General features: G+C 53.1%; 9 protein-coding genes. 4 read left to right on the top strand and 5 right to left on the bottom strand.

All coding sequences use genetic code 11. From position 1 onward, the window contains the following. Positions 1-47: 47 nt before the first annotated feature. The gene (locus ACT3RR_RS14180; RefSeq protein ID WP_353503902.1) at positions 48-875 is read left to right on the top strand and encodes a MurR/RpiR family transcriptional regulator; all 828 of its coding nucleotides are present in this window, start codon (positions 48-50) and stop codon (positions 873-875) included. Positions 876-962: 87 nt separating this feature from the next. Here ACT3RR_RS14180 and eno read toward each other — a convergent pair whose 3' ends face one another. The 5 genes from eno to rlmD all read right to left on the bottom strand — a co-directional run bounded on the left by eno (position 963) and on the right by rlmD (position 8,860). After that, positions 963-2,258: a phosphopyruvate hydratase gene (gene eno / locus ACT3RR_RS14175; RefSeq protein WP_353501053.1), complete on the bottom strand. Its 1,296-nt coding sequence runs from the start codon at positions 2,256-2,258 to the stop codon at positions 963-965. A gap of 75 nt (positions 2,259-2,333) precedes the next feature. Then, positions 2,334-3,971 (bottom strand): glutamine hydrolyzing CTP synthase, encoded by a 1,638-nt coding sequence (gene pyrG, locus ACT3RR_RS14170; RefSeq protein ID WP_034787426.1) that lies wholly within the window; start codon positions 3,969-3,971, stop codon positions 2,334-2,336. A gap of 345 nt (positions 3,972-4,316) precedes the next feature. Then, positions 4,317-5,123, bottom strand: a complete 807-nt coding sequence (mazG, locus tag ACT3RR_RS14165; RefSeq protein WP_485903126.1) for a nucleoside triphosphate pyrophosphohydrolase — start codon at positions 5,121-5,123, stop codon at positions 4,317-4,319. A gap of 92 nt (positions 5,124-5,215) precedes the next feature. Next, positions 5,216-7,459, bottom strand: coding sequence for a GTP diphosphokinase (relA, locus tag ACT3RR_RS14160; protein ID WP_353501051.1), 2,244 nt, complete (start codon positions 7,457-7,459; stop codon positions 5,216-5,218). 27 nt (positions 7,460-7,486) lie between these two features. Beyond that, the gene (gene rlmD / locus ACT3RR_RS14155; RefSeq protein WP_496200543.1) at positions 7,487-8,860 is read right to left on the bottom strand and encodes a 23S rRNA (uracil(1939)-C(5))-methyltransferase RlmD; all 1,374 of its coding nucleotides are present in this window, start codon (positions 8,858-8,860) and stop codon (positions 7,487-7,489) included. A 66-nt stretch (positions 8,861-8,926) separates the two neighbouring features. Between rlmD and barA the strand changes: the two genes are divergently transcribed. The 3 genes from barA to celB all read left to right on the top strand — a co-directional run bounded on the left by barA (position 8,927) and on the right by celB (position 13,853). Then, positions 8,927-11,674, top strand: a complete 2,748-nt coding sequence (gene barA / locus ACT3RR_RS14150) for a two-component sensor histidine kinase BarA (protein WP_485903124.1) — start codon at positions 8,927-8,929, stop codon at positions 11,672-11,674. A gap of 362 nt (positions 11,675-12,036) precedes the next feature. Next, positions 12,037-12,387, top strand: a complete 351-nt coding sequence (locus ACT3RR_RS14145) for a PTS lactose/cellobiose transporter subunit IIA (protein ID WP_353501048.1) — start codon at positions 12,037-12,039, stop codon at positions 12,385-12,387. Positions 12,388-12,503: 116 nt separating this feature from the next. Next, positions 12,504-13,853, top strand: a complete 1,350-nt coding sequence (gene celB, locus ACT3RR_RS14140) for a PTS cellobiose transporter subunit IIC (protein WP_437342019.1) — start codon at positions 12,504-12,506, stop codon at positions 13,851-13,853. The last annotated feature ends 34 nt before the right edge of the window (positions 13,854-13,887 follow it).

Raw genomic sequence — 13,887 nt, 5'->3', positions numbered from 1 at the left:
AAACTAGAGAGGTCAATTAATCAGAGGAGAGCCGAGTGAGTCAGACCATGGAAACGGGCACGCTATTACTGCGATTGCGCCAAGGGTTGGAGAATTACAGCCCGACACTGCATAAGCTCGGCAACTTTGTGCTCGAGCAACCAGAAAGAGTGCTTTATCTGACCATTACCGAATTGGCGCGCGAGAGTGATACCAGCGAGGCCAGCGTCACCCGACTTTGCCGCCAGCTAGGTTGTAAAGGCTTTACAGAATTCAAGATGGGTCTTGCTCTGGAAACTCGCCAAAGCCAAGCTCGTCAGGCCACTGACGGGGATGATGAAGTGCAGTTGGTCATTGACGACAGCATTACCGCGCTGCGAGATACGGGGAAATTACTCGATCGGCAAACTCTGGTTGATACCGCGTTAGACATTCATAACGCCCGATCCGTACAAATTTATGGCGTGGCTGCCAGCGCGATCGTGGCGGATTATTTGGGCTACAAGCTGCTGCGCTTAGGCAAAGCATCGCAATGCTTCTCCGATATGCATCGCGCGGCAATGAATGCGGTGAGTTTGGATAAACAAGACATTGTGGTCGTGATTTCCAGCTCCGGTTCTACCAAAGACGTGCTCCATGCCGCTGAACTGGCTAAGCGCCAGGGCACCAAAGTGATTGGTATCAGCAACACGCTACGCAGCCCGCTCTCTTCTCTGGCTGATACTTTGCTGGTGGCCGCTAAACCTGAAGGGCCTTTGACGGCGGGTTTGCTGACCTCGAAAATCGGCGGAATGCTGCTGGTAGAACTGCTGATAAATCAGCTGCTAACCCTCTCTCCTGATTACCTTCAAGCCAGCCAACAAAGCGCCAGCGCGACGCTTTCTCTCTTGCTCTAGCATTCTGCATGGCGAGATTTCATCTGTTTTAGGCATAAAAAAACCCGCCGAAGCGGGTTTTTAGGAAAGTGTTATAAAGCGCAGTAATTACTGGCCTTTAACTTCTTTCAGACCGTTGAACGGTGCTGCATCACCCAGCGCTTCTTCGATACGAATCAGCTGGTTGTATTTAGCAACACGGTCAGAACGGCTCATAGAGCCCGTTTTGATCTGGCCTGCAGCAGTACCAACAGCCAGGTCAGCGATGGTAGCGTCTTCAGTTTCGCCTGAACGGTGAGAGATGACTGCAGTATAGCCAGCATCTTTCGCCATTTTGATCGCTGCCAGAGTTTCGGTCAGAGAACCGATCTGGTTGAATTTGATCAAGATGGAGTTAGCGATACCTTTTTCGATACCTTCTTTCAGGATCTTGGTGTTAGTTACGAACAGATCGTCACCAACCAACTGGATTTTGTCGCCCAGAACTTTAGTCTGGTAAGCAAAGCCATCCCAATCAGACTCGTCCAAACCGTCTTCGATAGAAACGATTGGGTACTGTTTAGTCAGGTCTTCCAGGAAGTGAGTGAACTCTTCAGAAGTGAAAGCTTTGTTGCCTTCGCCAGCCAGAACGTATTTGCCGTCTTTGTAGAATTCAGACGCAGCACAGTCCATCGCCAGAGTGATGTCTTTGCCCAGCTCGTAGCCCGCCTGTTTAACAGCTTCAGCGATAACAGCCAGAGCTTCAGCGTTAGAACCCAGGTTTGGCGCGTAGCCACCTTCGTCACCAACAGCAGTACCCATGCCTTTAGATTTCAGAACTTTAGCCAGAGTGTGGAAAACTTCAGAACCCATACGGATGGCTTCTTTCAGGGTTTTCGCGCCAACAGGCTGGATCATGAACTCTTGGATATCAACGTTGTTATCAGCATGCTCGCCACCGTTGATGATGTTCATCATTGGCAGAGGCATAGAGTATTTGCCTGGGGTGCCGTTCAGTTCAGCGATGTGCGCGTACAGCGGCATGCCTTTAGAGGCAGCAGCAGCTTTAGCCGCAGCAAGGGAAACAGCCAGAATCGCGTTAGCACCGAACTTAGATTTGTTCTCAGTACCGTCGAGATCGATCATGATCTTGTCGATGTTTGCCTGGTCTTTCGCGTCTTTGCCTTTAACAGCGTCAGCGATTGGGCCATTTACTGCAGCAACGGCTTTAGTAACGCCTTTGCCCAGGTAACGTGATTTATCACCGTCACGCAGTTCCAGCGCTTCACGAGAACCAGTAGATGCGCCTGATGGAGCCGCTGCCAAACCTACGAAACCGCCTTCCAGATGAACTTCAGCTTCTACAGTAGGGTTACCACGGGAGTCGATGATTTCACGACCGATCACTTTAACGATTTTGGACATTAGGATTTCCTCAGTACAAGTTAACTAAAGCTTCAGACAAACAACGTGCCAAATGGCACGCTGTTTCTCCTATATTTATTTTACCTGACGCTTCTGATACTCACCGGCAGCTTTAACAAAGCCTGCAAACAACGGATGACCATCACGCGGCGTTGACGTAAATTCCGGGTGGAACTGGCAAGCCACAAACCATGGGTGGTTTGGCAGCTCGATAATTTCCACCAGTTGCTTGTCGCCAGAGCGTCCTGCAACGCGTAAACCCGCGGCTTCGATCTGTTTGAGCAGCATGTTGTTTACTTCGTAACGGTGACGATGACGTTCTACAATCGTCGGCTCGCCGTACATCTCGCGAACCAGGCTACCGTCAGTCAGGTGGCATTGTTGCCCACCGACACGCATGGTGCCGCCTAAATCACTCTCTTCAGAACGGACTTCTACATTGCCGTTCTCATCACGCCATTCGGTAATCAATGCCACAACCGGGAACTTACAGTCTGGCACAAATTCGGTTGAGTTGGCGTTTTCCATGCCAACAACGTGGCGGGCAAACTCCATCAACGCGACCTGCATACCTAAACAAATACCCAGGTAAGGGATGTTGTTTTCGCGCGCATACTGGGCGGTCATCACTTTCCCTTCCACACCACGGTAACCGAAGCCACCAGGGATCAGGATAGCGTCCAACCCTTTCAGAATTTCTACACCACGCGTTTCGACATCTTGTGAGTCGATAAGTTTGATGTTGACGGTCAGACGATTTTTCAGCCCGCCGTGCTTGAGCGCTTCGATAACAGACTTATAAGCATCTGGCAGCTCAACGTATTTACCCACCATCCCGATGGTCACTTCGCCACCTGGGTTCGCTTCTTCATACACTACCTGCTCCCATTCGGACAGGTTAGCTTCAGGCGGGGTCAAGCTGAATCGTTTACAAATATAGTCGTCCAGACCCTGAGATTTCAATAGGGCTGGGATTTTATAAATGGAATCAACGTCTTTAAGTGAAATAACCGCTTTTTCTGGCACGTTACAGAACAAGGCGATTTTCGCGCGTTCGTTGGCCGGTACGGCACGGTCTGAACGGCAGATCAGCACGTCTGGCTGAATACCAATCGACAGCAGTTCTTTAACAGAGTGCTGGGTTGGTTTGGTTTTCACTTCGCCGGCGGCTGCCATGTACGGAACCAGAGTCAGGTGCATGTACAGCGTGTGCTCACGGCCGACTTCTACCGCCATCTGGCGAATAGCTTCCAGGAATGGCAGAGATTCGATATCGCCAACGGTACCGCCAATTTCAACCAGAACCACATCATGGCCTTCGCCACCTTCGATGATACGTTCTTTAATGTTGTTGGTGATGTGTGGGATAACTTGAATAGTCGCGCCCAAATAGTCGCCACGGCGTTCTTTGCGCAGTACGTCAGAGTAGATGCGGCCCGTAGTGAAGTTGTTGCGACGAGTCATTTTGGTGCGGATGAAGCGCTCGTAGTGACCTAAATCGAGATCCGTTTCAGCGCCGTCTTCGGTGACGAACACTTCGCCGTGCTGAGTTGGGCTCATGGTGCCCGGATCCACGTTGATATACGGGTCCAGTTTCATGATGGTCACGTTGAGGCCACGGGCTTCGAGAATAGCCGCCAGAGAGGCTGCGGCAATGCCTTTACCCAGAGAGGATACGACCCCGCCGGTCACAAAAATATAATTAGTTGTCATGCTGAACCTGAGAGGTTAGGTTTAAAGACGATGGAATAACCAAGACGGGAAAACAGTATACCGGAACCTTGTGCGCGCCACAAATAAAGGTTTTGCTGTTTATCATCGTTTTCTTCGCCTCAGTTCAGAAGAGTTAACTCTTCAAGCCCCTGCCTCTGATTCTTTTAAAAACAACAAGTTAACCATTGTGATTCGCTAACTTGCTGCCGTAGCCCAATAAAATCTCTTAGATTTCAATTTGTTGGACTTTGCTCTCTCAGGCCAAACAATACTTGGTTGACTAAGTTTGAGCTTAACCGTTTCAGCACTGACAGATATTGTCGCCGATCAAAGTCCGAGCGGACGTCAGTGCGCCTCGCCTTGCTTCACTTGCTGCCACGCCTCTTCCATTTGATCCAAGGTTGCGCCCTCCATGGTTAAGCCTTGCTCACGAATAATCTGTTCAACCTGACGGAAGCGGCGCTCAAACTTACGGTTGGCGGCCTGTAATGCATCTTCGGCCTTATGTCCCAGATGGCGCGACAGGTTCACGGTAGCAAACAGCAGGTCGCCAATCTCCTCGCCCAGCTTCTCTTCATCGATAACCGCCTGTTGCGCTTCGTGCATCACTTCGTCTATCTCTTCGTAGACTTTGTCCAGCACCGGGCCGAGGGTGGTCCAGTCGAAGCCGACATTGGCGCAGCGCTTCTGGATTTTGTGCGCCCGCATCAGGGCAGGCAAAGCCTGTGGAATATCATCGAGCGCGGAATGCAGCGACTTCTCGGCCCTTTCCAGCGACTTGCGCGCTTCCCATTTCGCTAACACATCCTGACTGCTCTTCTCCTTTTGCGGGCTGCCGGCATTAGCGAAAACGTGAGGATGACGGCGCTCGAGCTTGTCGGAGATGGCATTGCAGATATCGTCGAAGGCAAACAGCCCCTGCTCGCTGCCCATTTGGGCATAAAACACCACCTGAAAGAGTAAGTCACCCAGCTCGTCGCGCACGTCGTCGTAGTCCTTACGAGCGATAGCGTCGAGCACTTCGTAAGCCTCTTCTAAAGTGTAAGGCGCGATAGTTTCAAAGGTCTGCTCCTTGTCCCAAGGGCATCCGGCAATCGGGTCGCGCAGGGTTTTCATGATGGTGAGCAAACGTTGCAGGGCTGATTCTGTCATGGCGGGCTGTCCGTTTCTTATTGAGCGGCGGGCGTCTGAGCGCCAGCCGTAAAAATAAAGGCCCGACAAGCGGGCCAGTAAAATCACAATGCTTAGTTGCCGTGAAGGCGCTTGGCGTCAATCACATCCGGCAGTTGGTTGAGCTTGGCTATTACGCGCCCCAGCACCTGCGGGTTGTAGATTTCGATGTCCATATCGATAGTCGCCAGCTGCTGCTTGGTGTCGCTACGGCTGGCAACGCCGAGCACGTTAACCTTCTCGTTGGCAAGAATGGTGGTGATGTCGCGCAGCAGGCCGCTGCGGTCATTGGCGACCACGCGGACCACCAGCGAGTAACCGCTGGAATAACTTTCGCCCCACACGGCGTCAACCACGCGCTCCGGCGCATTCTGGCGCAGGTCTTCCAACTGGTCACAGTCGGCGCGGTGAATCGAAATCCCACGACCCTGAGTGATATAACCCACAATCTCATCGCCCGGAATCGGCTGGCAGCAGCGCGCGATGTGGTGCATCAGATTACCCACGCCTTCCACCACCACGCGACCATTGTCCTTGCCAGTGCTGCGCGGCGGCGGCGCAGAGGTTTTCTGCGTCAACTGGCGCAGCGCCTCTTTGTCTAACTCTTCCGCACTCGGCTTTTTCAACTGAGATTGCAGGAAGTTAACCATCTGGTTCAGGCGAATATCGCCGTTACCGATGGCCGCCAGCACTTCATCCAGCGAGTTGACGTTGTAGCGCGGCAGCAGCAGTTTCTCGGCATCTTTGATGCTGATATCCAGCCTGTCCAGCTCGTCATCGAGGATCTGTTTGCCGGCAATAATGTTTTTGTCGCGATCCTGCTTGCGGAACCAGTTGTGGATCTTCGACCGCCCACGGCTGGTGGTGACATAGCCGAGGTTCGGATTCAGCCAGTCGCGGCTTGGGTTCGGGTGCTTCTGGGTGATGATCTCAATCTGATCGCCCATTTGCAGCTGATAGGTGAACGGCACGATGCGCCCGCCAATCTTAGCCCCAATACAGCGGTGACCGACATCGCTGTGGATGTGGTAGGCGAAGTCGAGCGGCGTGGAGCCCATCGGCAAGTCAATGACGTCGCCTTTCGGGGTAAACACGTAGACGCGATCGTCGAACACCTGACTGCGCACTTCATCGAGCATTTCGCCCGAATCGGCCATCTCTTCCTGCCACGCAATCAGTTTACGCAGCCATGCAATGCGGCCTTCGTAGCCACCGCTGCGGCCACCGGCCACGGCAGTACCCTCTTTGTATTTCCAGTGCGCGGCCACGCCCAGTTCGGCATCTTCGTGCATCTGGCGGGTACGGATTTGCACTTCAAGGGTTTTGCCTCGTGGCCCGAGAACCACGGTATGAATGGACTGATAGCCGTTAGGTTTCGGGTTAGCGACGTAGTCATCAAACTCGTCAGGCAGATGGCGGAAATGGGTGTGAACAATACCCAGCGCCGCGTAGCAATCTTGCAGGCGCTCGACCACGATACGCACCGCGCGGACGTCAAACAGCTCGTCAAATGACAGCGCTTTTTTCTGCATCTTACGCCAGATGCTGTAGATGTGTTTCGGACGACCATAGACATCAACTTTGATGCCCTCTTCGGCCATCGCACCGCGCACGGTGGAGACAAAATCGTCAATATACTGCTCACGATCGATGCGACGCTCGTGCAGCAGTTTGGCGATTCTTTTGTATTCGTCAGGATGCAGGTAACGGAAGCAGAAATCCTCCAGCTCCCATTTTAACTGGCCGATGCCCAGACGGTTAGCCAGCGGGGCATAGATGTTGGTACACTCTTTCGCCGCCAACACGCGCTCTTCTTCCGGCGCGTCTTTCACTTCGCGCAGGTGAGCGATACGTTCGGCAAGCTTGAGCACCACGCAGCGGAAATCTTCCACCATCGCCAGCAGCATGCGGCGAACGTTATCCACCTGCTCGGAGGCCATGGAGTCGTTTTGCGTGGCTTTTAGCTGGCGGATGGCGTCCATATCGCGCACGCCATGCACCAGATCGGTGATGCTTTTGCCAAACTGCTGGGTCAGCGTGTCTTCATCGATAATGCCAACATCAACCAGGGGGAACAGCAGCGCGGCGCGCATACTGTCGTTGTCCATGCTCAGGGTAGAGAGGATCTCGACCATCTCCAGCCCGCGCCATAAAAGCAGCGAGGCATCCGGATGGCCTTGTGTCTGTTGTTCGCAGTAGCGCCAGGTTTCGGCTAAACGCTCACATGACTGCTGGCTAGAAAGGCCTAAACTGGTTATCCAGTCGTCGAGCGCAAACTCGCCTGCCGTGTTCAAATGTGCACTTCTTACCGCAACCATACCCTCTCCCTACATTTCTGCTGCCATTCAGGCGACAGACGGGTTGATAAACAGAGCCATCGACTCAAGATGCCCAGTGTGCGGGAACATATCCAGCATGCGAACCTGAGCTAAGCGATAACCCGCCTCCAACAAAATTTTGCTGTCCCGCGCCAAAGTCGTGGGGTTGCATGAGACATACACCACGCGCTGCGGGTTCAGCTTAATAATATGTGTCATAACGCCAGCAGCACCGGCCCTTGCAGGGTCCAGCAGCACTTTATTAAAGCCCTGTGCCGCCCAAGGTTGCTGGCTGACATCCTCTTCCAGATTTTCATGGAAGAATTCAGCATTGTTCAAATTATTTCGAATGGCATTATCTTGCCCATTCGCCACCAACGTGGCAACACCTTCTACGCCAGTGACGTGCTTTACACGCTTGGCTAAAGGCAGGGTGAAATTACCCACGCCGCAGAATAAATCCAATAGGCGATCGTCGGAATTGAGATCTAGCCATTCAATCGCCTGTGCCACCATTTGCTGGTTGACGTCATCATTCACCTGAATGAAATCACGCGGGCTGAATTTCAGCGTCAGGCCATCAATTTGATAGAACGGCGGCTCGCCGCACAGCAGCGCTAAACTGTCGCTTTCTGCCGCCAGCCATAAGGCCACGCCATGTTCAGCGCCGAAGGCCAACAGGCTGGCGCGGTCTTGCTCTTTCAGCGGATCGAGATGGCGCAACACGATTAATGGACCATTTTCGGCCAGCACCAGTTCAACATGCCCCAAACGTTGGGCCGCGGAGAGGTGAGAAAGACAGTGTTGCAAAGGCACCAACAGACGTTCCAGCTCAGAGCGCAGCACCGGACAGCGATTTATCCCCACCAGATCATTCGAGCCTTCCTGACGAAAACCCATCACCAGCGTAGAAGAAGATGAGGAAGACGCCATTTTATTTTTGCCTTTCCCGCCGCCTTTCCCACTTCCGGCAATCTGTAAACCCAGTCGCGCGCGACGACGATAGCCATATTGCGGGCCAGCGATCACCGGCTGAGGTTGCGCTTCTACCCCAGTTTCGCGTGAAATAAGGCGTAATAAGGCCGCAGATTTGCTCTGTTGCTGTAATACTTCACTGGCATGTTGCTGCTGACAGCCGCCGCAGGTAGTGAAATGTGGGCAGGCCGGTTTCACGCGCTGTTCGCTGGTGGTCAGCAGGCGTTTTACACGCCCTTTGGCATACTGGCGTTTATCCTCGGTGAGCGTCACCTCGGCCTGTTCGCCGGGCAGCAAGCCGCTGATAAATATCGCCTTACCATTGTGGCGCGCCACACCCTGACCAAATGCATCAAGGTCGGTGGCAGTCACAGTTATTGTTTGCCGGGTCGTCACGCGACGATTCGGAGAGTAGAATTGGGCCATTATTGTTGATTGCACGCTGAGTCAATTAAGGTCTTTCAGCTGCTGATTCTCCCACATTGGAACCTCATGACCAAATATAGCCTTCGCGCACGGATGATGATTTTAATTCTGGCACCGACTTTGATGATTGGTCTGCTGCTCAGCACCTTCTTTGTGGTGCATCGTTATAACGAGTTGCAGAAGCAATTAACGGACTCCGGATCCAGCATTATTGAGCCTTTGGCCGTCGCCAGTGAATATGGCATGACCTTCCGAGAGCGAGAGCCAGTAACGCGTTTAATCAGCCGCCTGCATCGCAACCATTCAGAGATTGTTCGCGCCATCAGCGTGTTCGACGGGCAAAACAAACTCTTTGCTACCTCAAACTCGTTGCGCGAAGGCAACAAGTTGCAGGTGGCTTCAGTTAGCGATATTCCGCGCGAACTCACCCAAAAACGCATGGGAGACTCACTGATTTTGCGCACGCCGATTTTGGCGGAAAACCACACGGCGGCGGATGACGACGCCTTCCACACCTCGCCTGCGCGCACTCTCGGCTACATCGCTATTGATCTGGATCTCAGCTCTGTTCGCCTACAGCAGTATCAGGAGGCCTTTGTCTCCACCATGTTGCTGCTGCTCTGTCTGGGTATCGCCACGCTGTTCGCTTACCGCCTGATGCGCGACGTGACTGGCCCAATTCGCAACATGGTCAATACTGTTGACCGTATTCGTCGCGGCCAGCTCGATAGCCGCGTCGAAGGCAACATGCTGGGTGAGCTCAGCATGCTGAAAAACGGCATAAACTCGATGGCCATGTCGTTGACTGCCTACCATGAAGAGGTGCAACAGAACATCGATCAGGCCACCTCGGATCTGCGAGAGACGCTGGAGCAGATGGAGATCCAAAACGTGGAACTGGATCTGGCGAAAAAGCGTGCGCAGGAAGCTGCCCGTATTAAGTCCGAGTTCCTCGCCAATATGTCCCACGAGCTGCGTACCCCGCTCAACGGGGTGATTGGCTTCACTCGCCAGACCCTGAAAACGCCGCTGTCGCCGACGCAGGCCGATTACCTGCAAACCATTGAACGTTCTGCCAATAACCTGCTGACAATTATTAACGACGTGCTCGACTTCTCGAAACTGGAAGCCGGCAAACTGGTGTTGGAGCATATCCCGTTCTCCCTGCGTGAAATGCTGGATGAAGTGGTGGTATTGCTGGCACACACTGCCCATGAAAAAGGGCTAGAGCTGACGCTCAATGTGCACAATAACGTGCCGGAAAGTGTCCTTGGCGACCCGATGCGCTTGCAGCAAGTTGTCACTAATTTACTCGGTAATGCCATCAAGTTCACCGAAAATGGCAACATTGATATCAATGTGGAAGTTCGCTCGCAGAACAATTTGCAAGTGGAGCTGGAAGTACAAATTCATGACACAGGGATCGGAATATCTGAGCGCCAACAGTCGCAGCTCTTCCAGGCATTCCGTCAGGCCGATGCCAGTATTTCCCGTCGCCACGGCGGCACCGGGCTGGGGCTGGTTATCACTCAGCGGCTGGTCAAGGAGATGGGCGGCGACATCAGCTTCTACAGCCAAATTAATCGCGGTTCGACCTTCTGGTTCCACATCACCCTTGAGTTGAATGACAACCGACACATCACGCCGCTTTCCATGTCCTGTCTGGAAGGTAAGCGCCTGGCCTATGTGGAAGCCAACCCAGCGGCGGCGAAAGCCACGCTGGAAATCTTGCAATCTACGCCGCTCGACGTGGTGCATCGCACGACCATTCAAGCACTGCCGGACCCTTATTACGACCTGATGCTGTGCAGCATTCCGGTGAAACTCGACCACCAACTTTCTGACTACGACGAGCGCCTGCAGAAAGTGTTAAAGATGACTGACAGGCTGATGTTAGCACTGCCGAGCGAATTCCAGGTTGATGCTGAGTCCCTTAAAAATCGTGGGGTACGAGCCTGTTTAATCAAGCCTATATCCAGTATTCGCCTGCTGCCGCTGCTGCTTGCAACGCCTTATTCCCCGCCACTCCTGAACGTGGACGGCGCGCGTTCTGACCGCCTGCCCCTGACGGCCATGGCGGTGGATGACAACCCGGCGAACCTCAAGCTGATTGGGACTCTGCTGGAAGAATTGGTGGAAACCACCCTGCTCTGCCATAGCGGCGAAGAAGCCATCGACATGGCACGTAATAACGATTTGGATATCATCCTGATGGATATTCAGATGCCAAACATCGATGGTATTCGCGCCAGTGAAATCATTCACCAGATGCCGCACCACGCAAAAACGCCTATTGTCGCCGTCACCGCCCACTCGCTGAGTGGCGAGCGTGAACAGCTGCTCAAAGTGGGCATGGACGATTATCTGGCGAAGCCTATTGATGAGAGCATGCTAAAACGCGTGCTGGCGCGCCATTACTCCCACCAGACGCCGCAGGAATCCCCGCTGAATCAGCAGAGCGGCAGCATGCCGATGAGCACGCTGGATTGGCAACTGGCCCTGCGCCAGTCTGCTAACAAAGAGGATTTGGCGCGCGATCTGCTGCAAATGCTGGTCGATTTTCTCCCGCAGGTCACTGAGCGGGTGAACGCCGTGGCGCAGGGTGAGCCGGACGAAGATATTCTGTCGCTAATCCATAAGCTGCACGGCAGCTGTAGTTACAGCGGCGTGCCGCGTTTGAAACAGCTCTGTTTTTACCTTGAACAGCAACTGCGTAAAAACATCCCGGCGAGCGACCTGGAGCCGGAATGGTTCGAGCTGCTGGACGAAATTGAAAATGTGACCCGCGAAGCGCAGCTGCACCTGAAACGGTAAATTATGCGGCACCAACATTTGCTTGAGATCTCACTTACGGAAAATAGTTTCTGTTCGCGACCACACTAACTCACTGAAATTAAGCGTTATTTATTCCTCATATAAAAATCCTATGGTCGGGAGGTATTTACAACTCCCGATCACTTTGGTTTAACTCTACTCATCAGTTGCGCAGTTTTCCGTCACTCTATTTCTGGGCTGAAGTCGGTATTTTTGCGCGAGCTGATTTTTTTTGATTCAAAAATGAGAGCGCTCTCTTTTTATTTATGAGGCGCAAATCGTAGTCTGTCTTCCTGACGACGAGACCTGAAACCAGACAATCCCACCGATGACTGTCTCTGATTTAAGTAGAGGAAAAACGCATGGATCTGGAAAACACAATCATGGAGTTGTTGGTTCACGCAGGAAGCGCCCGTAGCCATGCCATGATGGCGTTACAACACGCCCGCCGTGGTGACTTCCCTGCCGCAGAGCAGGCCATGGGCGACTCGCGTCAGGCCGTATCTTTAGCCCACGGCATGCAAACTGAGCTTATCGGTCTGGATGAAGGCTGCGGCAAAATCCCGGTCAATCTGATCACTGTCCACGCGCAGGACCACCTGATGAATGCGATGGTCATTCAGGATTTAGCCATTGATATGATTGAGCTTTACCGCCGTTTACCGCCAGCACCTGCAACTCGGGTAAACACATTTCAGGCCAGCCATTGCTAGCCTGACCTCACGCAATACATCGTTTTAATTAGCCAAGCACTGACAAAAATAGCCATTAACAAATAATAATGCGGAAATAATCCGCTCGGGGGTGTGTAGTGTCTAAACCGAATGTCCTGCTCGAACGTTATGTTTTGCCTTTTGCTTTGAAGATAGCCTCGCAAAAGCACGTCCTGTCGGTGCGCGACGGCATTATTTTGAACATGCCATTTATGCTGATTGGCTCGTTCTTCCTGATTTTTGCGTACCTGCCAATCCCAAGTTACGCCAACATGATGGGCGACGTGTTTGGCGCGGCTTGGCGTGAAAAGCTGCTTTATCCGGTGAAAGCGACCTACGACATCATGGCGATTATCTCCAGCTTCGGCATCGCCTACCGACTGGCGGAGAAATACAAAACGCTGGACCCGCTGACCACCGGCGCCGTCTCGCTGGTGGCGTTCATTCTGACCATTCCGCAAAACACCCTTTTCCAGCCACTGAATGGCGCGACTGAACAGATCGTCAAAGGCGTGTTGCCAATGAATTTCATCGGCAGTCAGGGGCTGTTTGTAGCTATTGTCATCGCGATTCTTTCGACTGAAATCTATCGTTTCGTCCACGACCGCAATCTGGTGATCAACATGCCTGCGGGCGTGCCACCGGCGGTGGCGAAATCCTTTTTGGCGCTGATCCCGGGCTTTGCCGTCATGGCGGTGGTGCTGGCCCTGCGTTTGGGGGTTGAAGCGACGCCGTTTGGCAACATCAACAATATGATTGCCACCCTTATCGGCATCCCGATGCACCATATTGGCGGCACGCTGCCGGGGATGATTTTCTCGGTGATATTGATAGGTTTGCTGTGGATGGTAGGGCTGCACGGCGATGCCATCGTGCTGGTGTTTATTCAGCCGGTGTGGCTGTCTAACATGTCCGAAAACCTGACGGCCTTCCAGAACGGCCAGCCGATCCCGCACATTATTACTCAGCAGTTTTACGACTTATGGATAGCGCCGGGGGGCACCGGAGCCTTGCTGGGACTGGTGATCTTCATGCTGCTGCGCGCCCGCAGCGCGCAGATGAAACAGCTGGGGAAAATTGCCGCGCCGGGCTGCCTGTTTAATATTAGCGAGCCGATGGTGTTTGGTATTCCGCTGGTGATGAACCCGTACTTCGCCATTCCGTTTATTCTGACCCCGGTGATTCTGGTGATTGTCACCTATACCGCAATGGCTACTGGGCTGGTGACGCCGCCGGTAGGGATTGCGCTACCGTTCACGACACCCATCTTCATCAGTGGCTATCTGGCCACCGGCGGGCATATTTCTGGCACAGTGATTCAGGTGGTGAATTTGGGGATTTCGCTGGTGATTTACTATCCGTTCTTCCGCGCCTGGGACAAGTTGAAGTATAAAGAAGAGCATCAGGCCGCGCAGTTAGAAGCGGAGAAAGCGCAAACCGCCGCAGGGCAATTAACCGCCCGCTGATACTACTGCTGTAGCAAACTGAAGAAACAAAAAA

The organism is Ewingella sp. AOP8-B2-18, assembly GCF_052376015.1.
Classification (GTDB): Bacteria; Pseudomonadota; Gammaproteobacteria; order Enterobacterales; family Enterobacteriaceae; genus Ewingella; species Ewingella allii.
This window is presented reverse-complemented; position numbering and strand designations above follow the sequence as displayed.